Source organism: Rhizobium album, from assembly GCF_003122325.1.
Lineage (GTDB): Bacteria > Pseudomonadota > Alphaproteobacteria > Rhizobiales > Rhizobiaceae > Metarhizobium > Metarhizobium album.
On the sequence record NZ_QFBC01000002.1, the window covers coordinates 74733 to 101312 of the forward strand.

General features: G+C 63.7%; 22 protein-coding genes and 1 pseudogene. 11 read left to right on the top strand and 12 right to left on the bottom strand.

Features of this window, described 5'->3' with window-relative positions; genetic code table 11:
- Nucleotides 1-225: 225 nt before the first annotated feature.
- Nucleotides 226-513, top strand: a complete 288-nt coding sequence (locus DEM27_RS04490; protein ID WP_109457012.1) for a hypothetical protein — start codon at nucleotides 226-228, stop codon at nucleotides 511-513.
- 15 nt (nucleotides 514-528) lie between these two features.
- Here DEM27_RS04490 and DEM27_RS04495 read toward each other — a convergent pair whose 3' ends face one another.
- On the bottom strand, nucleotides 529-1488 hold the full coding sequence (locus DEM27_RS04495; protein WP_109457013.1) for a S66 peptidase family protein: 960 nt from the start codon (nucleotides 1486-1488) through the stop codon (nucleotides 529-531).
- A gap of 109 nt (nucleotides 1489-1597) precedes the next feature.
- A complete protein-coding gene (gene glpK, locus DEM27_RS04500) occupies nucleotides 1598-3091 on the bottom strand; it encodes a glycerol kinase GlpK (RefSeq protein ID WP_109457014.1) in 1494 nt (497 codons plus the stop codon).
- 224 nt (nucleotides 3092-3315) lie between these two features.
- On the opposite strand from glpK, the gene DEM27_RS04505 reads away from it, so the two are divergent.
- The 4 genes from DEM27_RS04505 (at nucleotide 3316) to xdhC (ending at nucleotide 8948) form a co-directional block, all read left to right on the top strand.
- A complete protein-coding gene (locus DEM27_RS04505) occupies nucleotides 3316-4095 on the top strand; it encodes a 3-hydroxybutyrate dehydrogenase (protein WP_109457678.1) in 780 nt (259 codons plus the stop codon).
- A gap of 33 nt (nucleotides 4096-4128) precedes the next feature.
- Nucleotides 4129-5595: a xanthine dehydrogenase small subunit gene (gene xdhA, locus DEM27_RS04510; RefSeq protein WP_109457015.1), complete on the top strand. Its 1467-nt coding sequence runs from the start codon at nucleotides 4129-4131 to the stop codon at nucleotides 5593-5595.
- 109 nt (nucleotides 5596-5704) lie between these two features.
- Complete coding sequence (gene xdhB, locus DEM27_RS04515) at nucleotides 5705-8044, top strand: xanthine dehydrogenase molybdopterin binding subunit (protein ID WP_109457016.1); 2340 nt, start codon at nucleotides 5705-5707, stop codon at nucleotides 8042-8044.
- Between the two features lie 82 nt (nucleotides 8045-8126).
- Complete coding sequence (gene xdhC, locus DEM27_RS04520; protein WP_109457679.1) at nucleotides 8127-8948, top strand: xanthine dehydrogenase accessory protein XdhC; 822 nt, start codon at nucleotides 8127-8129, stop codon at nucleotides 8946-8948.
- A gap of 1 nt (nucleotide 8949) precedes the next feature.
- Here the strand turns inward: xdhC and DEM27_RS04525 are convergent, their stop codons facing one another.
- Complete coding sequence (locus DEM27_RS04525; protein ID WP_109457017.1) at nucleotides 8950-9141, bottom strand: hypothetical protein; 192 nt, start codon at nucleotides 9139-9141, stop codon at nucleotides 8950-8952.
- Nucleotides 9142-9257: 116 nt separating this feature from the next.
- Between DEM27_RS04525 and DEM27_RS04530 the strand changes: the two genes are divergently transcribed.
- The 4 genes from DEM27_RS04530 to DEM27_RS04545 all read left to right on the top strand — a co-directional run bounded on the left by DEM27_RS04530 (nucleotide 9258) and on the right by DEM27_RS04545 (nucleotide 14073).
- On the top strand, nucleotides 9258-10160 hold the full coding sequence (locus DEM27_RS04530) for a LysR substrate-binding domain-containing protein (protein WP_109457018.1): 903 nt from the start codon (nucleotides 9258-9260) through the stop codon (nucleotides 10158-10160).
- 122 nt (nucleotides 10161-10282) lie between these two features.
- Complete coding sequence (gene puuD, locus DEM27_RS04535) at nucleotides 10283-11521, top strand: urate hydroxylase PuuD (RefSeq protein WP_109457019.1); 1239 nt, start codon at nucleotides 10283-10285, stop codon at nucleotides 11519-11521.
- A complete protein-coding gene (gene guaD, locus DEM27_RS04540) occupies nucleotides 11518-12840 on the top strand; it encodes a guanine deaminase (RefSeq protein ID WP_109457020.1) in 1323 nt (440 codons plus the stop codon). The genes puuD and guaD overlap by 4 nt, the downstream gene beginning before the upstream one ends.
- Before the next feature lie 93 nt (nucleotides 12841-12933).
- Entirely contained in the window at nucleotides 12934-14073 is a 1140-nt protein-coding gene (locus tag DEM27_RS04545; RefSeq protein WP_109457021.1) for an alpha-hydroxy acid oxidase, read from the top strand.
- 69 nt (nucleotides 14074-14142) lie between these two features.
- Here DEM27_RS04545 and uraH read toward each other — a convergent pair whose 3' ends face one another.
- From uraH to DEM27_RS04585, 8 genes and pseudogenes are all read right to left on the bottom strand, one after another.
- On the bottom strand, nucleotides 14143-14499 hold the full coding sequence (gene uraH, locus DEM27_RS04550; protein ID WP_109457022.1) for a hydroxyisourate hydrolase: 357 nt from the start codon (nucleotides 14497-14499) through the stop codon (nucleotides 14143-14145).
- Nucleotides 14496-14999: an ureidoglycolate lyase gene (locus DEM27_RS04555; RefSeq protein ID WP_109457023.1), complete on the bottom strand. Its 504-nt coding sequence runs from the start codon at nucleotides 14997-14999 to the stop codon at nucleotides 14496-14498. Before DEM27_RS04555 ends, uraH begins: the two co-directional genes overlap by 4 nt.
- Nucleotides 15000-15239, bottom strand: a pseudogene (locus DEM27_RS04560) (HepT-like ribonuclease domain-containing protein); the annotation flags it as partial.
- A gap of 76 nt (nucleotides 15240-15315) precedes the next feature.
- Nucleotides 15316-16338 carry an allantoicase gene (alc, locus tag DEM27_RS04565; RefSeq protein WP_109457025.1) on the bottom strand — a complete coding sequence of 341 codons (1023 nt, stop codon included), beginning with the start codon at nucleotides 16336-16338 and terminating at the stop codon, nucleotides 15316-15318.
- On the bottom strand, nucleotides 16339-16836 hold the full coding sequence (gene uraD, locus DEM27_RS04570; RefSeq protein ID WP_109457026.1) for a 2-oxo-4-hydroxy-4-carboxy-5-ureidoimidazoline decarboxylase: 498 nt from the start codon (nucleotides 16834-16836) through the stop codon (nucleotides 16339-16341).
- Nucleotides 16836-17759, bottom strand: coding sequence for an allantoinase PuuE (puuE, locus tag DEM27_RS04575; RefSeq protein ID WP_109457027.1), 924 nt, complete (start codon nucleotides 17757-17759; stop codon nucleotides 16836-16838). Before puuE ends, uraD begins: the two co-directional genes overlap by 1 nt.
- Before the next feature lie 96 nt (nucleotides 17760-17855).
- Nucleotides 17856-18563, bottom strand: coding sequence for a DUF1045 domain-containing protein (locus tag DEM27_RS04580; protein ID WP_109457028.1), 708 nt, complete (start codon nucleotides 18561-18563; stop codon nucleotides 17856-17858).
- 156 nt (nucleotides 18564-18719) lie between these two features.
- Entirely contained in the window at nucleotides 18720-19901 is a 1182-nt protein-coding gene (locus DEM27_RS04585) for an NAD(P)/FAD-dependent oxidoreductase (RefSeq protein ID WP_109457029.1), read from the bottom strand.
- Between DEM27_RS04585 and mnmC2 the strand changes: the two genes are divergently transcribed.
- Entirely contained in the window at nucleotides 19900-20616 is a 717-nt protein-coding gene (gene mnmC2 / locus DEM27_RS04590) for a tRNA (5-methylaminomethyl-2-thiouridine)(34)-methyltransferase MnmC2 (protein ID WP_109457030.1), read from the top strand. The two genes, DEM27_RS04585 and mnmC2, sit on opposite strands and share 2 nt — an antisense overlap.
- 36 nt (nucleotides 20617-20652) lie before the next feature.
- Here mnmC2 and DEM27_RS04595 read toward each other — a convergent pair whose 3' ends face one another.
- A complete protein-coding gene (locus DEM27_RS04595; RefSeq protein WP_109457031.1) occupies nucleotides 20653-24546 on the bottom strand; it encodes a response regulator in 3894 nt (1297 codons plus the stop codon).
- Between the two features lie 198 nt (nucleotides 24547-24744).
- Between DEM27_RS04595 and DEM27_RS04600 the strand changes: the two genes are divergently transcribed.
- Complete coding sequence (locus DEM27_RS04600; protein WP_109457032.1) at nucleotides 24745-26331, top strand: trimethylamine methyltransferase family protein; 1587 nt, start codon at nucleotides 24745-24747, stop codon at nucleotides 26329-26331.
- Nucleotides 26332-26580: the final 249 nt, after the last annotated feature.

Below are 26580 nucleotides of genomic sequence, written 5' to 3' on the forward strand. Positions count from 1 at the left end.
GAATAAACGCGGAACCGACACAACGCAGCAGAAAATATCTGCCACAGCGAGGCAGCCGAGGGTTACTCCGCATCGGGTGCCCGTACGCTCATCATGTGGAAAAGTCACACGAGACCGCCTTGCGGCCGATGGCCTCACGCGGCATGCCACGGAACCGCCCCTTTCCTCCCACACATCGTTGCCACCGGCCCGCGCCGGCCCCGATGACCCGCCGAGAACGAACCGATGCGCCTCACCAAGACCCTGCCGATCGCCATGGCGATGCTTGTCCTGAACACCGCCGCCTTCGCCGCGCCGACCACCAGGGAAACCGTACCGGCGCTTGCTGCGTCCAATGCGGGCGGGAGCGGGCAACTGGCCATGGCGACGCGCGAACCGCAGGCCGGCCACCGCGGCCATCTGGCCAGGAAGCCCGCCGCCAAGGATGAATTCCGCGGCTTTTCCGGCGATTTTCTCGGCGCCGAGCTGATCTTCTGGAACGGCCCCTCGCCCTGGCTGAAGACGTCGCGATAAGCGCCCGGCCGACCCTCAATCTTCCGTCTGTTCCTCGCGCCCCAGAATAGTGAGCGTCTGCGCCGATGCGTCCAGCGTCGCCATGGCGCCATGCGGGATGCTCAAGGCCCGCTCGCCATGGCCGACCGGCAGTCCTCCGAGGATCGGCACGTCGAGCCGGCGCAGGTGATCGCGCAGGATGTCGATAACACTGGGCCTGAGTTTCAAATCGAAGCCGGTGAACTGGCCGACCGCGATACCGGCCAGGCCATCAAGGTGACCGGCCTTGCGCAGCATGGTGAGGTTACGGTCCACTTGGCCGCGATGCAAACTGATCGCCTCGAGCATGAGGATTGCACCGCGCAGATCCGGCAGCGACCATCCCGCCGCCGTGGCGACAAGCTCCAGGTTGCCGCCGATCAGCCGGCCCCGCGCCATCCCATGCGTGGTGAGCGCGTGGGTGGGCTCCTCCGGCCGGGCTTCGAGCACGATGTCGTCCTCGCACGTCAAAAGGCGCCTCAGCAGCGCGCTGTTTGTTTCACCGGGCGGACCGCCGAGGCTGTCGCCCATCAGCCCGCCGGCGATGCAGACCAGACGACACTGCTTCCACAGGGCGAGGTGCAGGATGGTGATGTCGCTGAAGCCGACGAGCGGTTTCGGGTCGCGCCGCACCGCCTCGAAATCGATGCCGTCGGCGATGCGATAGGACCCCTTGCCGCCCCGCGTCGCAAAAATCGTCCGCACCTGCGGATCGCGAAAGGCGTCGTTCAGGTCGGAAAGCCGCTGCTCGTCGGTGCCGGCGAGATACCCCCATTTGTGAAAGGCGTGCGGCCCGAAATCGACGAGCAATCCCCAGCTTTCAAGCACGCCCGCCGCCCGCATCACGGCATCGCGATCCGGCGTGCTTGCCGGGGAAACAAAACGGACCCTGTCGCCCGCCTGCAATTTTGGCGGACGCAACACGGCTTCGGAACGGGGGGCGGGATGTGATTCCATCCCCCGAGAATGCCATGAAAGCACAACAGCCGCATGTCCGGCGGGCACCTGCTTGAATCGATACACGAAGTTTCACAAACCCCGCGAAGCGATTCAAAAGACTCAGCAATCAGGCGTCACTTAAGGTGCGCTTCACGGCATTGCGCCAGCCCTTGAGCTTGGCGGTCCGCATCTTCTCGTCCATCAGTGGTTCGAAGCGGCGGTCGCGTGCCCAGGCGGCGGCAAACCCCGCTTTGTCGGGCCACACACCGGCGCGGCTGCCGGCGAGCCAGGCGGCACCCAGTGCCGTGGTTTCGAGGATCGTCGGCCGGTCGACGGGCGCGTCGAGCAGGTCGGCCAACCGCTGCATCGTCCAGTCGGAGGCAACCATGCCGCCATCGACACGCAGCACCGTATCCTCGCCGTCGCTCTTCCAGTCCTTGTGCATGGCATCGAGGAGATCGCGGGTCTGGTAGCAGACCGCCTCCAGCGCCGCACGGGCGAATTCCGCCGGGCCGGTGTTGCGCGTCATACCGAAGATCGCGCCGCGGGCCTCCGGGTCCCAATAGGGAGCACCGAGCCCGGTGAAGGCCGGCACGAGATAGACCGATTGCGTCGGATCGGCCTTGTCGGCCAGGTCGCCGGTATCGGCGGCGTTCTTGATGATCTTCAGCCCGTCGCGCAGCCATTGCACCGCGGCGCCGGCGATGAAGATCGAGCCTTCCAGCGCATAGGTCGTCTCGCCGTCCAGCCGGTAGGCAATGGTCGTCAGCAGGCGGTTCCTGGAACGCACCATGTCGGTGCCGGTATTGAGCAGCGCGAAGCAGCCGGTGCCGTAGGTGGATTTCAGCATGCCGGGCTCGAAACAAGCCTGGCCGATGGTCGCCGCCTGCTGGTCTCCGGCAACGCCGAGGATCGGCACGGCGGCGCCGAAGACGGCGGGGTCGGTGGTGCCGAAATCGGCGGCGCAATCCTTGACTTCCGGCAGCATGGCGGACGGCACGCGCAGGATCTCCAGGAGGTCCCTGTCCCACTCGTTGCTGCCGATGTTGAACATCAGCGTCCGCGAGGCGTTGGTGGCATCGGTGACGAAGCTTTTTCCCCCCGTCAGCCGCCAGATCAGGAAGGTATCGATGGTGCCGAAGCACAGTTCGCCCTTGGCCGCCCGCGCCCTGGCACCCTTGACGTTGGCCAGCATCCACGACAGCTTGGTGCCGGAAAAATACGGGTCGAGCAGCAGGCCAGTCTTGCGGGTGAAGGTGCGCTCCAGCTCCTGCCGTTTCAGCTTTTCGCAATAATTCGCCGTGCGGCGGTCCTGCCAGACGATGGCGTTCTGGATCGGCTTGCCGCTGTCGCGCTCCCAGACCACGACGGTCTCGCGCTGGTTGGTGATGCCGAGGGCGGCGATGTCGGCGGCGGTGATGCCGGCCTTTTCGATCGCCTGCCGGATGGTGACGACGACGCTGTCCCAGATCTCTTCCGGATCGTGCTCCACCCAGCCGGAGCGCGGATAAATCTGCGAAAACTCCTTCTGGCCTGTGCCGGTCACCTTCATGTTTCTGTCGAAGATGATCGCCCTGCTCGACGTCGTTCCCTGGTCGATCGCCAGAACATACCCGCCCATTCCGTTCCTCCCGATGCGGATGGCCTGCGCCATCTCCTCTTGTCGAAATCTCAATACGACACCAAAACGAATGTCAAACGAAAACAAAACGCAAATAAAATCGCCCCGTTTCGACAAGCCATCCGTCCACAAATACGCAATTGCCAGACTGGCGGATTTGGGCATAACCTGCCCTGTCTTTTGCAGCGCAACAGAACGCTGATTCACACGGGATGGAGCATATCATGACGCGAACGGTCGTCGTAACCGGATCCACCAGCGGCATCGGCCTTGCGATCGCCTCCGCCTTCGCCGCCGACGGCGCCAACGTCGTCCTCAACGGTTTCGGCACGGCCGACGAAATCGACGCCGTCGTCCGCAAGGTGCAGGGCCGCGGGCAGAGCAGCAAGGTCATCTATCACCCGGCCGACATGACGAAGCCGGCCGAGATCGCCGATCTCATCGCCACGGCGGCCAAGACCTTCGGCGGCGTCGATGTGCTCGTCAACAATGCCGGCATCCAGCATGTCGAAAAGATCGAGGATTTCCCCATCGAAAAATGGGACCAGATCATCGCCATCAACCTCTCTTCCTCGTTCCACACCATGCGGGCGGCAATCCCGCTGATGAAGAAGAAGACGCACGGCCGCATCATCAACATCGCATCGGCCCACGGCCTCGTCGCCTCGCCGTTCAAGGCCGCCTATGTCGCCGCCAAGCATGGCATCATGGGCCTGACCAAGACCGCCGCCTTGGAACTGGCGGAATTCGGGATTACAGTGAATGCCATCTGCCCCGGTTACGTGCTGACGCCGCTGGTGGAAAAGCAGATCCCGGACACGGCGCGCGCCCGCGGCATCAGCGAAGCCCAGGTGAAGTCCGACGTCATGCTGAAATTCCAGCCGACCAGGGAATTCGTCGCCGTCGAGGACGTCGCCTCGACCGCGTTTTTCCTGGCCAGCGACGCCGCCAGGCAGATCACCGGCACCCACATCTCCATTGACGGGGGCTGGACGGCACAATAAGCTGATAAAAAACAAAAGGATAATGGGAACTTCATGACAGATAGCATTCGCTTCATCCTCAATGGCGAAGACGTGTCGCTGACCTCCGTGCGGCCGACCGAGACGCTTCTCGACTATCTTCGCGTGAAGCGGCGGCTCACCGGCACGAAGGAAGGATGTGCGGAAGGCGATTGCGGCGCCTGCACGGTGCTCGTCGGGCGGCTGATCGACGGCATGCTGCAGTATGAAAGCGTCAACGCCTGCATCCGTTTCGTCGGCTCGCTGCACGGCACGCATGTGGTCACCGTCGAGCATCTTGCCGGTCCCGACGGCATTCTGCATCCCATCCAGCAGGCGATGGTCGACTGTCACGGCTCGCAATGCGGCTTCTGCACGCCGGGTTTCGTCATGTCGCTCTACGGGCTGTGGCTGTCCACCGAAAAACCCGACCGCAACACCATCGAAAGGGCGCTGCAGGGCAATCTCTGTCGATGCACCGGCTACGAACCGATCGTGCGCGCCGCCGAGCAGGTGGGCGCCGCCCGCCCCAGCGCCATCTTCGATCCGCTGGAGCGCAATCGCACCGAGATCATGGCCCGCCTCTGGGCACTGCAGGCCGGCGAAACGATCACCATCGAGGACAACGGCGAACGGCTGATCATTCCGGGTTCCGCCTCGGCCCTGGCCGAAATTCTGGCCGAAGAACCCACCGCCACCGTCGTCGCCGGCTCCACCGACGTCGGCCTGTGGGTGACGAAACAGATGCGGCCGCTGAACCCGGTCGTCTTCATCAACGGCATCAGCGAATTGCAGACCATCCAGCGCGGCGAGCGCGGCCTGACCATCGGTGCCGGCGTCACCTACTCGCAGGCGATGGCCGTGCTGGCGGAAACCGTTCCCGCCTTCGCCGGCCTGGTGAACCGCATCGGCGGCGAGCAGGTGCGCAACATGGGCACCATCGGCGGCAACATCGCCAACGGCTCGCCGATCGGCGACACGCCGCCGCCGCTGATCGCGCTCGGCGCCAGCGTCAACCTGCGCTCGCGCGGCGGCTCGCGCATGGTGCCGCTCGACATCTTCTTCATCGCCTACGGCAAGCAGGACCGCCGGCCGGGCGAATTCGTCGAGAGCATCTTCGTGCCGCTGCCGGAAGAGGGAGCGCGGCTTGCCGTCTACAAGATCACCAAACGCCGCGACGAGGACATCACCGCCGTCTGCGGCGCCTTCAACCTGACGCTCGGCGAGGACGGCACCGTCCGCAACATCCGCATCGCCTACGGCGGCATGGCGGCGACGCCGAAGCGGGCGCTTTCCGTCGAGGCGGCGCTGCGCGGCAAGGCGTGGACGGAAGAGACGGTCATCGAGGCACAAGCGGCCTATGATCGCGATTATAAGCCGCTCACCGACTGGCGCGCCAGCGCGGAATACCGCCAGATTACTGCGAGGAACCTGCTTTTGCGGTTCTTCCTGGAAACGTCAGGCAATCCGCAGGAGCTGAAGCGTTTCGAGGAGGTGGCGTGATGGCGACTTTTCCTGAGCGCTCGAAACCGCCCCTCATCCGGCTGCGCCGTTCGGACCTTTCTCCCCGAGGGGAGAAAGGGAAACCGCATCATCACGAGGGAGAACAATAATGGACACCTCGACCTTCGAGAAAAAGACCGACATCAACGGCCGCATGCATGTGTCGCTGAAACACGACTCGGCCCACAAGCATGTCACCGGTGCCGCTGAATATATCGACGACATTCCGGAAGCCGCCGGCACGCTGCATGGCGCGCTCGGCCTGTCCACCTGCCCGCACGGCGAGATCCTGTCGATCGATCTCGACGCGGTCAAGGCAGCGCCCGGCGTGGTCTGGGTGTTTACCGGCAGGGATGTTCCGGGCGTCAACGACATTTCGCCGGGCGGACGCCATGACGAGCCGCTGCTGGCCGTCACCGACGTGCAGTTCCACGGCCAGCCGATCTTTGCCGTGATCGCCGAAACCCGCGATGCCGCCCGCCGCGCCGCCCGGCTGGCGAAGATCGAATACAGGCCCCTGCCCCACTGGAGCGACATCGACGGCGCGCTGGCCAACGAGGCGCCGCTGGTCACCGAGCCGATGACGCTTTTGCGCGGCGATCCGCAGGCAGAGATAGCCAAGCCGCCTCACCGCCTGAAGGGGCAGATGCGCATCGGCGGCCAGGAACATTTTTATCTCGAAGGCCATATCGCCATGGCCATTCCCGGCGAGGACGACGAGGTCACCGTCTGGTCCTCCACCCAGCATCCGAGCGAAGTGCAGCACATGGTCGGCCATATCCTCGGCGTGCCGGCCAATGCCGTGACCGTACAGACACGCCGCATGGGTGGCGGTTTCGGCGGCAAGGAAACGCAGGGCAACCAGTTCGCCGCCCTCGCCGCCATCGCCGCCAAGAAGCTCAAGCGGGCGGTCAAGTTCCGGCCCGACCGCGACGAGGACATGGTCATGACCGGCAAGCGGCACGACTTCCTCATCGATTACGACGTCGCCTATGACGAGCGCGGCCGCATCCATGCGGTCGACGCCACCTTTGCGGCGCGTTGCGGCTTTTCTTCCGACCTGTCCGGGCCGGTCACCGACCGCGCCCTGTTCCATGCCGACAGTTCCTATTTCTATCCGCATGTGCGGCTGACCTCGAAACCGCTGAAGACGCATACCGTTTCCAACACCGCCTTCCGCGGCTTCGGCGGGCCGCAGGGCATGCTCGGTGCCGAACGCATCATCGAGGAGATCGCCTATGCGGTGGGCCGTGATCCGCTGGATATCCGCAAGCTGAATTTTTACGGCCAGCCCGGCTCCGGCCGCGACCTGACGCCCTATCACCAGCAGGTACAGGACAACATCATCGGCCGTGTCGTCGAGGAACTCGAGCAATCGAGCGACTACCAGGCGCGCCGCCAGGCGATCATCGAATTCAACAGGACCAGCCGTTTCCTGCGCAAGGGCATCGCGCTGACGCCGGTGAAATTCGGTATCTCGTTCACGCTCACCGCCTACAACCAGGCCGGCGCGCTGGTGCATGTCTATAGCGACGGCTCGATCCATCTCAACCACGGCGGCACCGAGATGGGCCAGGGCCTGAACACCAAGGTCGCGCAGGTGGTTGCCGATTGCTTCCAGGTCGATGTCGACCGGGTGAAGATCACCGCGACGACGACGGCGAAAGTGCCGAACACCTCCGCGACAGCCGCCTCCTCGGGTACGGATCTCAACGGCATGGCCGCTTACGATGCCGCCCGGCAGATCAAGGAGCGGCTGATCGATTTCGCCGCCCGCTGCTACAACGTGCCGAAGGAAGAGGTGGAATTCCTGCCGAACCGCGTGCGCGCCGGCAACGAGATTGTGCCATTCGAAACGCTGGTCTGGCGCGCCTATTACGACCGCGTGCAGCTGTCTGCCGCCGGCTTCTACAAGACGCCCAAGATCCACTGGGACCGCAAGGCCGGCCGCGGCCATCCCTTCTATTATTTCGCCTACGGCGCCAGCTGCACCGAAGTCACCATCGACACGCTGACCGGCGAATACCTCATCGACCGCACCGACATCCTCCACGACGTCGGCAAGTCGCTCAATCCGGCCATCGACATCGGCCAGGTCGAAGGCGCCTTCGTGCAGGGCATGGGCTGGTTGACGACGGAAGAGCTGTGGTGGGACGACAAGGGCCGGCTGCGCACGCACGCACCGTCGACCTACAAGATCCCGCTTGCCTCCGACCGCCCGAAAATCTTCAACGTCAAGCTGGCAGAGTGGTCGCAGAATGCCGAGGCGACCATCGCCCGCTCCAAGGCGGTCGGCGAGCCGCCGTTCATGCTCGCCATTTCCGTGCTGGAAGCGCTCTCCATGGCCGTCGCCAGCGTCGCGGACTACCGCTTCTGCCCGCGGCTCGATGCGCCGGCGACGCCGGAACGGGTGCTGATGGCGGTGGAGCGGCTGAAGGGACTGGCATGACGGCGTTCCGGGGCCGGACAGTCTTGTTGCCTTCCGGGGAAGCTGCATGTGGAGCGGGACGGCGCATTTCCGGACGCCGCCCATGACCATTTCGACGCCCGGCAGGTTCCTTGCCCGGCACCCGCGAAGCATGCTCGTGGATCTGGCCGAAACCAGGGGCTCGACGCCCAGGGAGGCCGGCACCTTCATGCTGGTGTCGGCCGACGCGCTCTGGGGCACGATCGGCGGCGGGCAATTCGAATTCATCGCCATCGAGCATGCCCGCGCCATGCTTGCCGGCGAAAGGCGGGAAGCGACGCTCGATGTGCCGCTCGGCCCGGAAATCGGCCAATGCTGCGGCGGGCGGACACTGCTGCGTTTCCAGCCGGTTGATGCCGCCGTCGCCGCCGACATCGACAGGCGCCTGAGAACCGAGGAGGAGGCGCAGCCGTCGGTCTATCTCTTCGGCGCCGGCCATGTCGGCAAGGCGATTGCCGCAGCGCTCAGCCCCTTGCCGCTCTCCGTCACTGTGCTGGAGACCCGGCTCGAAGAACTTGCCGGCCTGCCGGCCGATGTCGAGGTACGCCATGCCGCCATGCCGGAAGCGGCGATTGCCGAATTGCCTTCGGGAAGCGCCGTGCTGATCGTCACGCATGACCATGCGCTGGATTTCCTGATCGCCCGCGAGGCCCTGGCACGGCCCGATCTCGCCTACATCGGCATGATCGGATCGGCAACCAAACGCGCCACCTTCGCGCATTGGCTGAGCCGCGAGGGCGGCGAAAGATCCTGGCTCGACCGGCTCGTGCTGCCGATCGGCGGCGACACGGTCAAGGACAAGCGACCGGCCGTGATTGCCGCCCTGGTCGCCGCCGAACTGCTGGTCGCGCTCCACGCATTTAAGAGCGCGCATACATTGCCCTGACCTAAAACGGCCAGCATCTGTCTTGCGGCGGCATCCGCGGTTCACGCCCATCGAGCAGCCCGACGTCGCGTTTCCACGCATCCGGCATCATCTCGACATCGATGGATTCGCTCGAGCCGATGAGGCTGCGGGCAAGCCGCCTGAACAAGCGCCAGCGGGAGCCTGCGAAACCTGCTTTTTTCCATGAAGACATTTTGGCCTCCGACGGGCACGACCCGTTTCCATTTCATCGATACGGCCCTAGGATGCGTTTAAAATCAGCGGTTTTCCAATCGAATAACCGTTTCCATGGATCAAGAGAACTCATGCATGAAAATGTCCCGGCAGCTTCCCCTGAATGCGCTCCGCGTCTTTGAAGCAGCGGCACGCTGCGGCAGTTTCACCAAGGCGGGCGAAGAACTGGGGCTGACCCAGACGGCCGTCAGCTACCAGATCAAGCTCCTGGAAGACCATATCGGCGAACCTCTGTTCCTGCGCCGGCCGCGGCAGGTGACGCTGACGACGATCGGCGAACGGCTGGCGCCGCGGGTCAGCGAAGCCTTCGGCCAGTTGCAGGATGCGTTGGGCGCCGTCATGGAAGCATCCGGCGACATGCTGACGATCCACTCGACCGCCACCTTCGCGCAGCAATGGTTTTCCCGCCATCTCGGCGCCTTCCAGCTGCGCCACCCCACTATTGCGGTGCGCCTGATCAGTTCCACCTCCATGGTGGATTTCACCCGCGAAGTCGCGGACGTCGCCATCCGCTGGGGCCGTGGCGACTGGCCGGGGCTTTCCGCGCACCGCATCATGCGGCTCGATTTCACGCCGATGCTCAGCCCGAAACTTCTGCAAGCCACGGATGGCCTCAAGGAACCCGCCGACCTGCTGAAGCTGTCGATCATCAGCGCCGGCGACCCGTGGTGGCGGCAGTGGTTCGCCGCCGCGGGCGTCGAAAACCCGGACCTCGACCGCTTTCCCCGCAACGAGTTCGGCACGCAGCTTCTCGATGCCGGCATCGCCATGGCCGGGCAAGGCGTCGCCATCCTCAATCCGGGCCACTTCCACGAGGACATTGCGGCGGGCCGCCTCTGCCAGCCCTTCGACATTCTCTGCAATGACGGACGCGACTATTGGCTTGCCTATCCGGAAAGCCGGCGCACCGTTCCCAAAATAAAGGCGTTTCGCAACTGGCTGCTGGCGGAGATGGCCTTGGACCGGCAGGCGGAGTGAGATCTGCCCCGCAGCGCAGCCTCCCCCTATCCGTTTCCGCCGTGTACAGCAGCGATTTGCCCTTTCCCGCCCTTGATTTTTTTCGCAAAGTGCCGAGTCGGGAGAGAGCAAAGGGGACAGGAATGTATGAATTCGCCATAGCCTGGGAATGGCTTGCTTTCGCCGTACGCTGGTTACATGTGATCACCGCGATCGCCTGGATCGGCTCTTCCTTCTATTTCATCGCGCTGGATCTCGGCCTGGTGAAACGGCCGCATCTGCCGCCGGGCGCCTATGGCGAAGAATGGCAGGTGCATGGCGGCGGCTTCTACCACATCCAGAAATATCTGGTCGCCCCCGCCACCATGCCGGAGCACCTGACCTGGTTCAAATGGGAATCCTATGCCACCTGGCTTTCGGGCTTCGCCATGCTCTGTCTGGTCTATTACGGCGGCGCCGACCTGTTCCTCATCGACCGGCACGTGCTCGATATCGGCCAGACCACGGCGATTGCGCTGTCGCTCGCCTCGCTCGGCCTCGGCTGGATCATCTACGACCTGCTCTGCAAGTCGCCGCTCGGCAAGAACCTCTGGGGCCTGATGCTGGTGCTCTACATCGCGCTGGTGGCCATGGCCTGGGGGTACACGCAGGTTTTCTCCGGCCGCGCCGCCTTCCTGCATCTCGGCGCCTTCACGGCGACGATCATGTCGGCCAACGTCTTCTTCATCATCATCCCCAACCAGAAGATCGTCGTCGCCGACCTGATCGCCGGCCGCACGCCGGATCCGAAATACGGCTTCATCGCCAAGCAGCGATCGCTGCACAACAACTACCTGACGCTGCCCGTCATCTTCTTCATGCTGTCGAACCACTATCCGCTCGCCTTCGCGACCGCATTCAACTGGGTGATCGCGGCGCTGGTGTTCCTGATGGGCGTCACCATCCGCCACTGGTTCAACACCACGCATGCGCGGAAGGGCCGGCCGACCTGGACCTGGGCGGCGACGGTGATCCTGTTCATCATCATCATCTGGCTGTCCACCGTCCCGAAGATCCTGACCGGAGAACAGGAAACAGCCATCGCCCCGACCTTCCAGACATTCGCCGCCAACAGCCATTTCCCGGCTGCCAGGGACATCGTGCTCAGCCGCTGCTCGATGTGCCACGCCGCCGAACCCGTCTGGGAGGGTATTTTGCGCCCGCCCAAGGGCGTGATGCTGGAGGCTGACGGCGAAATCGCCGCGCATGCCCGCGAAATCTACCTGCAGGCCGGCCGCAGCCACGCCATGCCGCCCGGCAACCTGACCGAGATTACGCCGGAGGAGCGCAAGCTGCTGGTCGCCTGGTTCGAAAACAGCGTGACCGAAGGATCGGCGCAATGACCATGACCCTGCTGCGCGGCCGCCTGCTCTCCTTCAAGCGCGCACCGGAGAGCTTGAGCGATACGGCAAGCTACGCCTATATCGAGGATGGCGGCCTGCTGATCGATGACGGCAAGATCGTCGCGACCGGCGATTATACCGACCTCAAAGCCGCCGCTCCCGCCGATGCCATCGAGATCGACCACCGCCCGCATCTCATCCTGCCCGGCTTCATCGACACGCACCTGCATTTCCCGCAGATGCAGGTGATCGGCTCCTACGCCGCCAATCTGCTGGAATGGCTGAACACCTACACCTTCCCGGAGGAATGCCGCTTCGTCGAAAGCGCGCATACTGAGCGCATCGCCAAACATTTCTTCGATGAATTGATCCGCCATGGCACGACGACGGCGGTCGCCTATTGCTCCGTGCACAAGGCCTCCGCCGATGCCTTCTTCGCCGAAAGCCTGCGCCGCAACCTCTGCATGGTCGCCGGCAAGGTGATGATGGACCGCAACGCCCCACAAGGCCTGCTCGACACGCCCCAAATGGGCTATGACGAGACCCGGCAGATCATCGCCGAGTGGCACGGCAAGGGCCGCAACCACGTCGCCATCACCCCCCGCTTCGCCATCACCTCGACCCCGGCGCAGATGGAGGCGGCACAGGCGCTGGCGCGGGAATTTCCCGACCTGCACATCCAGACCCATCTTTCGGAAAACACCGACGAGATCGACTACACCTGCTCGCTCTATCCCGAAGCCATCGACTACACCGACATCTACGCCCGCTACGGCCTGCTCGGCCGCAAGACGCTGCTCGGCCACGCCATCCATCTTTCCGAGCGCGAGGCGGATGCGCTGAGCGATGCCGGCTCCGTTGCCGTGCATTGCCCGACCTCCAACCTCTTCCTTGGCTCCGGCCTCTTCCCGATGAAGAAGCTGATGCGCCGGGAAAAACCGGTGCGCATCGCCGTCGCCACCGATATCGGCGGCGGCTCCAGCTATTCGATGCTGCGGACAATGGATGAGGCCTACAAGATCCAGCAGTTGCAGGGCGAACGGCTGAACCCGCTCGAAAGTTTTTACCTGATGACGCGTGGCAACGCCGAAGCGCTGGCGCTCGATGCGCGGATCGGTACGCTGGCTCCCGGCTCCGACGCCGACCTCGTGGTGCTCGATGCCGCCGCCACGCCGGCGATGGCGCTGAAGATGGAGGTGGTGAAGACGCTCGCCGAGGAACTCTTCCTGCTGCAGACCATGGGCGACGACCGGGCGATTGCCGAGACCTATGTGGCGGGCAAGGCGGCGAAGAGCATGCTCGGCAAACAGGAGAGGTAAAAAAAATTTACCTCTCCTGATCCAGCCGTCTTAACAAGCCTCCGTCCGGCGTGCTATTGCCGCGTCAGGGTTATTCACCACAAGGGGATCGAGATGGGCAAGCCGCTGGAAATCAAGGACCTGAAGGCACTCGCCAAGCGTCGTGTGCCAAAGATGTTCTTCGATTATGCCGATAGCGGCGCCTGGACGGAGAGCACCTACCGCGCCAACGAGGACGATTTCGCCAAGATCAAGCTCCGGCAGCGCGTGCTCGTCGACATGACGGACAGGTCCCTTGCCACCTCGATGATCGGCCAGCCGGTATCCATGCCGGTCGCGCTGTCGCCGACCGGCCTGACCGGCATGCAGCACGCCGACGGCGAGATGCTGGCGGCGCAGGCGGCGGAAGAATTCGGCGTGCCGTTCACGCTGTCGACCATGAGCATCTGCTCGATCGAGGATGTCGCCTCCGTCACCAGGAAGCCGTTCTGGTTCCAGCTCTATGTCATGCAGGACCGCGATTTCGTCATCAACCTCATCGACCGTGCCAAGGCGGCCAAGTGCTCGGCGCTGGTGCTGACGCTCGACCTGCAGATCCTCGGCCAGCGTCACAAGGATATCCGCAACGGCCTGTCCGCACCGCCGAAATTCACGCCGAAGCACATCTGGCAGATGGCGACGCGGCCCGGCTGGTGCATGAAGATGCTCGGCACCCAGCGCCGCACCTTCCGCAACATCGTCGGCCATGCCAAGAGCGTCACCGACCTCTCGTCGCTTTCGGTCTGGACCTCGGAGCAGTTCGACCCGCGGCTCTCCTGGAACGACGTGGCCTGGATCAAGGAACGCTGGGGCGGCCCGCTGATCCTCAAGGGCATTCTCGATCCCGAAGATGCCAGGATGGCGGTGTCCACCGGTGCCGACGCCATCATCGTCTCGAACCATGGCGGCCGCCAGCTCGACGGCGCCATGTCCTCGATCGGCATGCTGCCGCGCATCGTCGATGCGGTCGGCGACAAGATCGAGGTGCATATCGACGGCGGCATCCGTTCGGGCCAGGACGTGCTGAAGGCCGTGGCGCTCGGCGCCAAGGGCACTTATATCGGCCGCCCCTTCCTCTACGGCCTCGGCGCGGACGGCAAGCGCGGCGTCACCACGGCGCTGGACATCATCCGCAAGGAGATGGACATCACCATGGCGCTCTGCGGCAAGCGCAACATCGCCGATGTCGACAGGAGCATCCTGCTCGACGCCTGACCGGTAGTCATCGGCCCGTCCGCAAGGCAATTTCCATGGACGCCGGAGATTGCGGCGACCATCATGCCGTCAGCTCCCACGGTAGGTGGAATAGCTGTAGGGCGAAAGCAGCAGGGGAACGTGGTAGTGCCCGACTGTGTCGGCAATGCCGAAGCGGATTGGGATGAGATCGAGAAACGCCGGTTCGGCCAGGGCGACGCCTTTGCCGCGCAGGTAATCGCCGGCATGAAACAGCAATTCATAGTCGCCGGCCAGGAACTGGTCGCCGATCAGCAGAGGCCCGCCATCGATGCGGCCGTCGGCATTGGTGACGACGGTCTTCAGTTTTTCGCGGCGGTCGCCGGACAGGCGGAACAGCTCGATGGTCAGCCCTTCGGCCGGCGTGCCGTGGGCGGCATCGAGAACATGGGTGGTCAATCCGGTCATGGGCTGGGCTCCGCGATGATGTAGGGCAGGTCGAAAAAGAACTCTTCCAGATTGTTGTCCGGCCCCTCGCGATCGACGACGAGGAAATCGGCGGTCTCGCCGAGCGTCATCAGCGGATGGTGCCAGACATTGCGCCGGTAATTCACGCCCTGGTCCCCACGGGCGTAAAACACCCGGGGAATGCCGGGCCGCCCGCCCTCATCCTCGGCAACCACCACCAGGAACGGCCGTCCGGACAGCGGCGAAAAGCTCTGGCTGCCGAGGGGATGGCGCTCCATCATGTCGACGGCATAAGGAAACCGGCGCGGCGCGCCACGAAAAATGTTGATGATCACCCGCGCATCTTCGCCGGCAGCCTCGGCGCGCGCCAAAGCGTGATACCGCTCCGTCGTGCCGCCGTTGATGAGCCGCATCGACGCCGGATTTGCCTCTATGACGTCCCCGAACGGGGCGAAGGCGGATGCGGTCAGCGGATGAACAGGAAGAGTGATGGGTGTCATTCATTCGCCTTGGGCGCGCCAGTGGCGCAATGCGTGGAGTTTGTCGACGAGGTCGGGCACATCGTCTTTAGCCGTGCTCCATACTTTCTGCGGATCGATATCGAAATAGCCATGAGCGATCCGATTTTTCATTCCACGCATTGCCTCCCAGGGGAATTCCGGATGTTCCGCAACGAAATCGGCATGGTTCCTGATCAATTGTACGGCAATTTCAGAAGCCATCAGCAAACTCATCCCGACGGCGCGTTGAAGGTTTCATCGCGGCATCACTCCTGATGCCGCGACTATAGGCGAGAGCGGGCGCGCAGAAAAGCGCTCACGCCTTGGTGCCGAACAGGCGCAGGCGCATGACGCCGCCGTCCGGATGCATGGCAAAACGCACATGCGTGATCGGGCCGATATCGGTCAGCGCGTCAGCGCCGAATTCGTGGATATGGTCCATCTGCAGCTTGGTGCGCGGCAGGATCGGCGTCCAGCTTTCCGAGGCGGCGATATCGGCATCCGACAAGCTGTCGCCGAGGTCCGGCCGGTTGGCGCCCAGCAATTCGCAGGTATCGGGGAAATTGCCCTTGAAGAAGGCGGTATCGACGATCAGCCGCCGGATCGTGCCGGGATGGCCGAGCCGGATCACCGCCCAGTCATGGCCGGGGCCGCGCCGGCGCTTGGTTTCCCAGCCGTCGCCCATGTTGAGGCCGCGGCCGGGGCCGAGCATCTTGTCCGGCACGCCGTAATGCGCATCCGACCAGGCGAGCGACTTGGCGCCGTTGAAGATGTAGCCGAGGTCGACCTCGTCGTCGGCACCGACCTTCGACCAGTCGAAATAGGCCGAACCGTAAACCCGCAGGCGCGCCACGCCGCCATCGGGATAGATGTGCAGGCGCAGATGGGTCCAGATCTCCTGCTTTCCGGCATTTTCGAAGAAATGATGGGCGCCGGGGCCGAGCGGTGACTTGGCGAGGATTTCCGTCCACACCGTCGCGTCGGTCGGATCGCCGTCCTCCACGAAAGCCGCCTCGATGGAGCAGTGCGGCGGATAGTTGCCGGTGAAATAATGGGTATCGACGTCGAAGCCGAAGATGCGACCCGGCATGGCGAGACGGATGACGGCCCAGTCGTGGCCCGGCACGCGCTTGCGGCGGCTCTCCCAGCCGTCCATCCACTTGCCGTTGTCGTCGTAGAGGTTCGGGTCCCAGTGCGGATCGGTATCCGCCAGCATGCGCTCCAGCGGCGCGAAGAACGCGTCGGTGGCATAAAGGCCCCTGGCGCCCAGCCGCGCCGAAGCAAGATTGATCGCGCCGACCGCAAAGGCAGGCAGGCCGGGATGTGTAACGTCTGTCATTCAGGTCTCCGGAAACATGGTCGTCAAGCGCAGGAGCGCAATACGCTCCACCTGCGCCGTGGCGGTCGTGAACTCCTCATCACGGCTGTTACCGACACGTTTTTCGAACGCGGCGAGGATATCTTCCTTGTTTAGACCTTTCACGGCAATGATAAAGGGAAATCCGAACTTTTCGACATAAGCGGCATTGAGCTCGGTGAAACGCGCATGTTCGGCCGGGCTCAGCCGGTCGAGGCCGGCGCCCGCCTGCTCCTTGCGACTATCCTCCGTCAGTTCGCCGGCGATCGCCAGTCGCCCTGCAAGGTCGGGATGGGCACGCAGGACTCCGAGCCGCTCCTCCACCGTGGCGCGCCGGAAGATGAGGCACAACGCATCGTGTACGCGCTTGGCCGACAGCGGCACAATCGCCAGCCCCTCGTCGTAGGCCCGTTCGGCGATGAAGGGGGAATGCTCGAAAACGCCACCGAATCGGGCGACAAAATCTCCGCGCGCCGTCATCAGATCGTTTCCGGCTTGTGGTGTTCGTGCCAGTGCCTGGCGATGTCGATGCGTTTCGGTATCCACACCTTGTCGTGGCTGAGGACGTATTCGATGAAACGCTTCAGCGCCGCAGCGCGGCCGGGGCGGCCGACGAGACGGCAATGCAGGCCGATCGACATCATCTTCGGACTGCCCTCGCGGCCTTCTTCGTACAAGACGTCGAAGGCATCCTTGAGATAGGTGAAGAACTGGTCGCCGGAATTGAAACCCTGCGGCGTGGCGAACCGCATGTCGTTGGTTTCCAGCGTGTAGGGAATGATCAGGAACGGCTTTCCATCGATGCCCTTCACCCAGTAGGGCAGGTCGTCGGCATAGGAATCGGAGGAATAGAGGAAACCGCCCTCCTCCATCACCAGCCGCAGCGTGTTGTCGGAAGGCTTGCCCTGGTACATGCCGTAGGGTCGCTCGCCGGTCACCTCGGTGTGCAGCCGCACGGCTTCGAGGATGTGCCTGCGTTCGGCCTCTTCGGAGAAATCCCTGTATTCCAGCCAGCGATAGCCGTGGCTGGCGATCTCCCATCCGGCCTCCTTCATCGCCGCGACCGCCTCCGGGTTGCGCGCCATGGCCAGCGTCACGCCGTAGACGGTCACCGGCACGTTCAGCCCGGTGAACATCCGCCAGAGCCGCCAGAAGCCGGCGCGCGAGCCGTATTCGTAGATCGATTCCATGTTGAGGTTGCGCTGGCCCGGCCAGGGCTGCGCCCCGACGATTTCCGACAGCAGGTTTTCGGAAGCGCCGTCGCCGTCGAGAATGCAGCTTTCGCCGCCCTCCTCGTAGTTCAACACGAATTGGACCGCGACGTTCGCCTGCCCTGGCCATTTCGGATCGGGAATGGAGCGTCCATAACCGACGAGATCGCGGGGATATGTCTGAGATACCATCAAATCACCTTGCACATGAGGTGCAAACGGTAGCATCCACATCGCGAATGTCGAGATGGTATGTACGCAACAGCATCGTGCCCGGCCCGCACAGGCTCAGGCGAACTTGCGCGCCGAAACCCGGCCCATCGGATGCAGCGAATGCACGCGGAACGGCGCGCCGCGTTCTTCCTCGACGAAAAGCGCCAGGTTTGCCACCTCGACGGGACCGGCGATGACCGGATCGAAGAAGGCGCGCAACGACTGCTCGAAACGCAACGCATCCCGCCCGGCAAGCGGGCCGGTCAGCGGCATGTAGAACCGGAACTCGTCCATGACGTAGGGATGACCCCAGCGGTAGAGATTGGCGAACTGCGCCGCCGTCAGGCCGCCGGGATCGCGGCGCTCGATCTCCGCCTCGCTGAGCGGCGCGCGGAAACTGTCGAACTCCTGCACCACGGCAGCTGCCAGGTAGCTCAGCGACTCGCTCGGCACGCTCGGCGCCAGCCCGAAGAACTCGCCGAGCCGGCCGATCTCCAGGCGCGGGATATCGAAGGGTGGCAGCGTTCCGGCAAACCGCATCAGCTGCTTGAGCAGCATCGCCTCGGTGACGCCTTCGGCCAGCGTGAACGGCGCCTTCAGCGTCGCATGGAATCCGTAACGGCGCGGCAGGGCGGTGTGGAAAGCGATTTCGTGCATGCCGAGGCCGGGCACGGCCGGCGGATCCGTGGCCTCCCCGGAAAAGACGTTGCGGCCGAGCCAGCTGGCCGCCGCGATGGAGAGCGGATCATGGGCCCGGGGCGTAAAGAAAATGGCGTAACGCATGCGATCACCCTTGTCTGATACCAACAGCGACAATAGCAACCCACGCTTGCGTGAGACTGCACGTCGATCCCGTCAGGAGCGGTATGCTTGCTGGGATGCTCTAGGTGATTTGCATGACAGGGATACGAAACGCAGTGCAGCAAAAAACGACAAAAATTAAGTAGATCGCCGTGCGACAGCAATATGACTTGCAAGCGTGAAGCTTGCCGGCAAGTCTATCCTCTCGTCGACGGAAAACGCCACCGCCGCCGCCGCCAACCGGTGCGCCAGGCCGAAACTGACCTTGAAGCCGCCGGTCAGGGCAATGATGCGCGGATGCTCGGGATGCGCCCCAACCATCGGATCGCGATCGATTGCCTTGGGCCGCAAGCCTGCCCAGCGCTCCACCACCTCCGCCTGCCGCAAGGCCGGAACGAGATCGGCGGCGGCATCGATCAGGGCATCGAGCTGGGCATCGGTCGAGTACGGATCGGCAAAGCTGTTTTCGCTGGTGCTGCCGATCGCCACCCGCCCGCCCTCATGGGCGACGACGTAGAGGCCATCGCGAAAAATCACCGGCAGGCCCGGATCGATGTCGGCGCGCAACAGGGCCGCCTGCCCCTTGACGGGCTGGCCGAGCGAAGCGGAAAGACCCGCCGTCAGGCCATCGAGAAACGGAAAGGAACGGAAGCCGGCCGAAACGACGCAATGGCCGAAGGCGATCATGGTGCCGTCCTGCAGCGTCACCGTATTGGCAGCCGCGTCGAACGCCGCCACCTCCGTTTGTGTCAGCACGCGGACTGACGGCAATTGCCGCAGCTTCGCCGCAAGCAGCGAAACGAGCCCGCGCGGGGAAACACGCGCCGCCAGCGTGTCGTGAACAAAACCGCTGCCGCCCGCCTCGGCCTCCGGCCAGCCGGGAAGCGGCGGACCATCGAGCACGTGCCAGTGAAACCGCCGCTCACCGCTGATCCAATGGCTTTCGGCATCCTGTTCATGGCGCAGGGCGATCGTGCGCAGATGCGGTTTCGGCAGGGGGATCAGTCGTCCGCAACGGCGATATCCGGCAGAAAGCCCGGTTTCCGCTTCAAGCGTCGCGATTTCGTCTTCCAGGGACAGCAGCGCTTCGAACTGGAATTGCTTCTTTTCCGACCAGCGATCCGGCATATGCGGCATCAGCGCGCCCAGCAGACCGCCGCTTGCCCCGCCGCCGATCTCGCCGGCATCGACGAGCAGGGTTCTGATCCCGCGCCGCCCGGCATTCAGGGCGGCCCAGAGCCCCATGACACCGCCGCCGACGATCAAAAGCTCGGTCGACGATTGACCGGAAACCGCAGCGGGCTTATCGGCATTTCCCATGATGACGACGGACTCCGACACGAATGCCGGCAATGCCGGGCTGGACCTCGAATGGCGCGACGGCGATATGCCCTATTCGCCGGCCTTTGGCGATCATTTTTATTGCCAGACCGACGGCCGGCTGGAATGCGGCCATGTGTTCCTTGCCGGCAACGGCCTGCCTGGACGCTGGATGGGACGGGAAACGTTCCGGATCGGCGAACTCGGCTTCGGCACCGGTTTGAATTTCTGCGAGACCTGGAGACAGTGGAAAGGCGCCGCCCCACCCGGCTGCTACCTCTCCTTTACCTCCTTCGAACTCTACCCGATGCGGGCCGAGGCAATCGACCGCGCCCTGTCGCACTGGACGGACGTCGATGCCGAGCGCCAGGCTCTTGTCGCCGCCTGGCCGAAAGAGCCGCAGGGAGACGTCGTCCTTAATTTCGACGGCGTGCGGCTGACCGTCGTGTGCGGCCCGGCGCTTGATGGTGTCCGGCGGGCGCCGGCGGGTTTCGATGCCTGGTTCCTGGATGGTTTCGCGCCGTCGCGCAACGCCGACATGTGGTCGGCCGAACTGATGCAGGCGGTCTTCGACAGGACGGTGCCGGGCGGACGTTTCGCCACCTATGCCGCGGCAGGTTTCGTGCGACGCAACCTCGCCGCCGCCGGCTTTGCCGTCGAACGCCGCCCGGGTTTTGCCGGGAAGCGGGAAATGTTGTGCGGGCTGAAAGCCTGAACGCCCGGACCAGATAAGCAAGGCGAGCCGGCCGCCTTACGGTTTCGACCCGGAGGCGTCGCCCGGAAGACCGGCGGGCCGGCGCAGCCAGCGGTCGATCTTCTCCTCGAGCATTTCCGGGCTGATCGGCTTCGACAGGTAATCGTCCATGCCGGATTGCACGCAGAGATCGCGGTCGGCATCGAGCGCATGCGCCGTGACGCCGATGATCGGCACCCGTGCCATTCCTGCGGCCTCTTCCCGCTCGCGGATGAGCCGGGTCGCCTGGTGACCGTTCATCACCGGCATCGACACATCCATAAGGATGATCGCCGGCTTGTACGTTTCCCAGGCATCCACGGCCTGCTGGCCGTTGTTGACGATCATGAACCGCAGGTCCGTCGCCTGGAGGATCTGCGAGAAGACGATGCAGTTGACCTCGTTGTCTTCGGCGACCAGGACGTCGCAGGAGCACGTGCCGCCGCCCGGCTGGGGCATCGACATGGTAACCGGCGTTGGCGCGTCGCTCATGCGGTGCGGTGACGGCGCCGGACCATGCCCGGCGGGTTCGCCTTCAGCCTCCAGCCTGGTCTTGACCGCATGCGAGATGCGGCGGATACGGCTGCTGCGCACGACATCGACGATGGTGTTGCGCAGCACGTTGGCGCGGGCGGGTTTCATCAGGTGCGCCTGGATCCTGAGTGCCGAGAAGACGCTCTCGTCGCCGACGACATCCATCGAGGTCAGGAAGATGATGGCGACATCATCGAAGCGGGCATCCTGGCGGATGTATTTCGCGACATCCGCACCGTTGACGTCGGGCATCTGGTAGTCGAGCACGATCGCGTCGATGCCGAGGCCCAGTTCCAGCGCGCCGTAGAGGATGTCGATGCCCGCCTGGCCGCTTTCGGCGGCAAAACCGTCGAAACCCCACATCTCCAGCTGTTCGGTCAGGATGCGGCGGTTGACCTCGTTGTCGTCGATGACGAGGATGCGGGCACCCTTGACGTTGACCGGTATGCCGCGTGCGGTGTCGCGGCGCATCGTCGCCGTCATCGGCAAGTGCGCGGTGAAGACCGAACCCTGGCCGACATCGCTGTTCACATCGATGTAGCCACCAAAGAGGTCGATGAGGCCGGCGGTAATGGCAAGGCCGAGGCCGGTGCCTTCGTGACGCCGTGTCGAGGAGGAATCGACCTGCGAGAACTTTTCGAAGATCGCCTCCAGCTTCTCGGGCGGGATGCCGATGCCGGTGTCCTCGACGCGCAGCGACAGCATGACGCCATCGGCGCCGTCGGGCACGGCGGCGATATCGATGAGGATATGGCCCTTCTCGGTGAACTTGACGGCGTTGCCGACGAGGTTGGTGACGATCTGCCGGAAACGGCCGGCATCGCCGACCACCATCTGCGGCACCTGGGCACCGCTGCGGACCATCAGTTCGATGTCCTTTTCCGAGGCTGCCGAGGAAAGCAGCGCCGCCACGTCCTCCACCGCCTCGACCGGATCGAACGGCGCCTTCTTGAGCTTCATCTGCCCGGCATCGATCTTGGAGAAATCGAGAATGTCGTTGATGATCGTCAGGAGCGCATTGCCGGACTTGCCGATGATTTCGATGAAGGTCTTCTGGCGTGTGTCGAGATCCGTCTTCGCCAGCAGTTCCGCCATGCCGAGAACACCGTTCATCGGCGTGCGGATCTCGTGGCTCATATTGGCGAGGAATTCGGATTTGGCCCGGTCGGCCGCCTCGGAGCGCGCCAGCAGGCGCTTCAGTTCTTCCTCACGCTGCTTCATCTCGGTGAGATCGTTGAGCACCACCATCCAGTGACCGCCGCCGCTGAACGTCACCTCGATCTGCACCCAGGTGGTGCCCGCCGTCGTGAAGGCGGCGGAGATCGGCCGCTGCTGCTGGATGTTCTCATCCCATGCCTTGCGCAGGCTTTCCGGATTGTCGCCGAAATCGCCACGGTCGGCGCAATAATCGAAAATGGCGCTCCAGCGCTTTCCCCGCTCAGTCAGGCCGGTCGGCACATGCAGGATCTCTGCCGTGGCGTCGTTCGAAAGAACGATCTCGCCATTTTCGACGACAAGCAGACCCTGCGCCATGACGCGCGTGGCATCCTGTACCACCTGCCCGACGCGCTCGAGTTCATGGCGAGCCTCGTTGATCTGCCGCTCCTGCTGGCGCATGGCGGAAATGTCGACGTAGGAAACCAGCGTCTTGCCGTCACTGAGCTGCTTGCTGGTGATGATCAGCGTCTTGTCGGTCGGCAGATGCACCTCGTGCTGCTCCACCGCATAGCTGGTCTTCAGCTCGCTGATCCGGCGGTTGTAGGTCTCCTCGAAATCTTCGCCGTAACCGAGATACCAGCCCTTGTCGAAGCTGACGCGCATGAAGTCGCGGAAATGGAATTTCTCCAGCCGCGTTTCCTGCGGCCAGTCCCAGATGTCGTAGAATGCCGCATTGGCGAATTCGATGTCGAAATCCGGCCCGAGGATGAGCACGCCGACCGGCAATGACCGCAGGATGCTGTCGAGATCGTGGTGAAGCGTTTCCGCTTCCTTCTGGGAGAGCAACAAATCGCGCTCCCGCTCCTTGAGCGTGGTGATGTCGGTCAGCGATCCGACAAGGAAATGCTCCGATCCCGCGCCCCCGACCCGGGCGACGCGGGTGATCACCTGAATGGGCTGCTGGTCGCTGCGCAGCAGCTGTTCTTCCTTCTGGATGACGATGCCCGAATCCAGGACGTCGTCGTTCTGGCGGTGAAACGTCTCGCCTCTCTCGCCGAAGATTTCCGTCTCGGTCTTGTTCAGCATCTCGGCGCGCGACATCCCCACCAGCTCGGCATAGGCCTGGTTGATGAACGTCAGGCGATGGTTGCTGTCGCGCACGAAGGTGGCGACCGGCAGCTCTTCCAGAACGGAACGATAAAGCTGCGCCTCTTCGACATGCCGGAGAAGCTGTCGTTCCTGCTCCTTGAATTCGGAAACATCGACGCGCAGGGTGATCAGTATGCCGTTTTCCAGCCGCCGATTGATGTTGCGCAGCCAGCGTCCGTCGCAAAGTTCGACAACCTCGTCGTGAAACGGCTGGCTGCAAGAGGCCAGTTTTGCCTGGAGCCAGACATCGCGCGGCGGCAGGCGGCTGGCCATGACCTCCGGATAATGGTCGATGCCGTAGTCGTACACGGCTTCCAGCATGCCGCGCAGCGACATGCCGGGACGCATTTCGCCAACCATGGCGCCGTAGAAGGCCTGCTGGCGTTGGTTGCGGTACAGCAGCCGGTCGTCGCCGTCGAAAATGCCGACACCGACGTCAAGCAGGCCCAATGCCTGCTCGAGCCGCGAAGAAATATCATCCTCGGTAACGGTGCCGGCGCCCGGCGGGACTTTCGAGTCCGCGGCAGGGGAACGATCGTGCCGCCCATTTCGGCGATAGGCGGCATTGACGACCAGCGGGCGTCCGTCTTCGGCGAAAACGCCGACGGGATGATCGGCATTCTCCAGCGCCAGGCGGATGACATGGATGTCTTCGGAAACCAGATGGTCGGCAAAGACCGGGCCGTCGATCGCCGTGTCAGTATCGGTTTCCGGTTCGGGAAGCTGTGCAAAAAGGCCAAGAACAAAGGCATGCTCGTCATCGGGCAGGAAACGTTCGACGGCGACGACATATCGCTCGTCCGCAGCATGACCGTTGCAGGCCGCCGCCTCTTCCGTGCCGAAGACCAGGGCCCGGCGTTCGTTTTCCTCGAGGTTCCACTCGCCGGCACCGCTGCCGAGTTCGCAGGTTCTCAGCCCGACGAACCGCTCCGCCTCGCGACCGAAAAGCCGCGCATAAGCGTCGTTCACCACGACATAGCGCAGTTCGCTGTTCTTGATATAGGCTGGCCGCTCCAGATCCTTGATCCGTGCGCAGGCAACCTCGAGCAATTCGCCGGGAACGTCTTCCAACCCTATGACCTCAGGAAATCACCTATTCCATCACAGGGATTCGTACCATGAGCGGTTTAAACAATGTGTTAACCTTAACGATAACGTCTGCGAACAAGGCGATATCCCAAGAAAGCCGGTTTTCTGTCGCAAACGGCGATATCTCGAAAAGGCGAAATCTGCGAAAACCGATGTCGAAGACATGACATTGGATTTCCTATGAGCGACATCGTTACGCAAGTCCCGCATGAAACGGACACCGCTTCGCAGCCGCTGGAACGCCGCCGCAGAGCCGGCGGGCGCGGTGCCGAACGCAGCCGCAAGCCGGCTGGCTCGAAATACCTGAACCTCGTCAATTCGCTGCAGAAGAACGTCGTCCTGACGCCCGAGGCGCTCGACGACATCCACGAGGCATCGCTGACCATTCTCGAAGAAATCGGCATGGACATCATGCTGCCGGAGGCGCGCGAACGCATGAAGGCCGCCGGCGCCGACGTGACGCCCGGCAAGGACCGCGTGCGCTTCGACCGCGCCATGATCATGGATTATGTCGGGCACGCGCCGAAGACCTTCACCATGCATGCCCGCAATCCGCAACGCAATGTCGCGATCGGCGGCGAGAACCTGGTCTTCGCCCAGATCGCCAGCGCCCCCTTCGTTTCCGACCGCGAGGGCGGCCGCCGTGCCGGCAACCAGGAAGACTACCGCAAGCTGGTGAAGCTGGCGCAATCCTACGACATCATCCACACCACAGGCGGTTATCCCGTCGAGCCGATCGACATCCATGCCTCGGTGCGCCATCTCGACTGCCTCTCCGACATGGTGAAGCTGACCGACAAGGTGTTCCACTGCTATTCGCTTGGGCAGCAGCGCAACCTCGACGGTATCGAGATCGCCCGCATCGGCCGCGGCATCAGCATGGAGCAGATGGAACGGGAGCCGTCGCTGTTCACCATCATCAATTCCTCGTCGCCGCTCCGCCTCGACGGGCCGATGCTTCAGGGCATCATCGAGATGTCGGCGCGCAACCAGGTCGTCGTCGTGACGCCGTTCACCCTGGCCGGCGCCATGGCACCGGTGACGATCGCCGGCGCCGTGGTGCAGCAGAACGCCGAAGCGCTGTGCGGCATCGCGTTCACCCAGATGGTGCGCAAGGGCGCGCCGGTGATGTACGGCGGCTTTACCTCCAACGTCGACATGAAGACCGGGGCGCCGGCCTTCGGCACCCCGGAATACATGAAGGCGGTCATCGCCGGCGGCCAGCTGGCGCGACGCTACGGCATTCCTTACCGCACCTCCAACACCAATGCCTCGAACACGCTCGACGCACAGGCCGCCTACGAATCGGCCCTGTCGCTGTGGGCGCTGACCCAGGGCGGCGGTAATTTCATCATGCATGCGGCCGGCTGGAGCGAAGGCGGCCTCACGGCATCCTTCGAAAAATTCATCCTCGACGTCGACATGCTGCAGATGGTGGCGGAATTCCTGACGCCGCTCGACGTCAGCCAGGATGCGCTGGCGCTCGACGCCGTGCGCGACGTCGGCCCCGGCGGCCATTATTTCGGCACCGCGCATACGCTGGCGCGCTACGAGACCGCCTTCTATTCGCCGATCCTCTCCGACTGGCGCAATTTCGAGACCTGGACGGAAGCCGGCCGGCCGACCACCTACGACCACGCCAACCGCGTCTTCAAGGATGTGTTGAACAAGTACGAGCGGCCGCCGCTCGATCTGGCCATCGAGGAAGAGCTGGATGCCTTCGTCGCCCGCCGCAAGGCCGAAGGCGGCGTGCCGACGGATTTTTGAGCCCGGAAATGTCCAGCAGTGCATACCGGCGCCGTCCGCCACGTCGGCATCCACCTTCACCTGCATTTCGCAGCTGCGAAACATTCACTTGACATTTGCCCGGAAAACGCCCAAATGCCCGCAGCTTTCATCTTTTGGCCGCCGCGTGAGCGTGCCGCGCGACGAGAAAGACCGCGAAGAAAGACAAAGCGCTGAAAAACAGGCCGCCCGAGCGGCGGCCATAGCGCTGGAAAGCGATTTCCACCACAC

Coding starts and splice junctions, on each gene's coding strand:
- xdhA (WP_109457015.1), top strand. CDS start 4,129: ATGACAGATAGCATTCGCTTCATCCTCAATGGCGAAGACGTGTCGCTG.
- DEM27_RS04490 (WP_109457012.1), top strand. CDS start 226: ATGCGCCTCACCAAGACCCTGCCGATCGCCATGGCGATGCTTGTCCTG.
- DEM27_RS04525 (WP_109457017.1), bottom strand. CDS start 9,141: ATGTCTTCATGGAAAAAAGCAGGTTTCGCAGGCTCCCGCTGGCGCTTG.
- uraD (WP_109457026.1), bottom strand. CDS start 16,836: ATGACGGCGCGCGGAGATTTTGTCGCCCGATTCGGTGGCGTTTTCGAG.
- DEM27_RS04545 (WP_109457021.1), top strand. CDS start 12,934: ATGGGCAAGCCGCTGGAAATCAAGGACCTGAAGGCACTCGCCAAGCGT.
- DEM27_RS04600 (WP_109457032.1), top strand. CDS start 24,745: ATGAGCGACATCGTTACGCAAGTCCCGCATGAAACGGACACCGCTTCG.
- uraH (WP_109457022.1), bottom strand. CDS start 14,499: ATGACCGGATTGACCACCCATGTTCTCGATGCCGCCCACGGCACGCCG.
- DEM27_RS04505 (WP_109457678.1), top strand. CDS start 3,316: ATGACGCGAACGGTCGTCGTAACCGGATCCACCAGCGGCATCGGCCTT.
- DEM27_RS04580 (WP_109457028.1), bottom strand. CDS start 18,563: ATGCGTTACGCCATTTTCTTTACGCCCCGGGCCCATGATCCGCTCTCC.
- glpK (WP_109457014.1), bottom strand. CDS start 3,091: ATGGGCGGGTATGTTCTGGCGATCGACCAGGGAACGACGTCGAGCAGG.
- mnmC2 (WP_109457030.1), top strand. CDS start 19,900: ATGATGACGACGGACTCCGACACGAATGCCGGCAATGCCGGGCTGGAC.
- puuE (WP_109457027.1), bottom strand. CDS start 17,759: ATGGTATCTCAGACATATCCCCGCGATCTCGTCGGTTATGGACGCTCC.
- xdhC (WP_109457679.1), top strand. CDS start 8,127: ATGACCATTTCGACGCCCGGCAGGTTCCTTGCCCGGCACCCGCGAAGC.
- alc (WP_109457025.1), bottom strand. CDS start 16,338: ATGACAGACGTTACACATCCCGGCCTGCCTGCCTTTGCGGTCGGCGCG.
- DEM27_RS04555 (WP_109457023.1), bottom strand. CDS start 14,999: ATGACACCCATCACTCTTCCTGTTCATCCGCTGACCGCATCCGCCTTC.
- guaD (WP_109457020.1), top strand. CDS start 11,518: ATGACCATGACCCTGCTGCGCGGCCGCCTGCTCTCCTTCAAGCGCGCA.
- DEM27_RS04495 (WP_109457013.1), bottom strand. CDS start 1,488: ATGGAATCACATCCCGCCCCCCGTTCCGAAGCCGTGTTGCGTCCGCCA.
- DEM27_RS04530 (WP_109457018.1), top strand. CDS start 9,258: ATGAAAATGTCCCGGCAGCTTCCCCTGAATGCGCTCCGCGTCTTTGAA.
- puuD (WP_109457019.1), top strand. CDS start 10,283: ATGTATGAATTCGCCATAGCCTGGGAATGGCTTGCTTTCGCCGTACGC.
- DEM27_RS04585 (WP_109457029.1), bottom strand. CDS start 19,901: ATGGGAAATGCCGATAAGCCCGCTGCGGTTTCCGGTCAATCGTCGACC.
- xdhB (WP_109457016.1), top strand. CDS start 5,705: ATGGACACCTCGACCTTCGAGAAAAAGACCGACATCAACGGCCGCATG.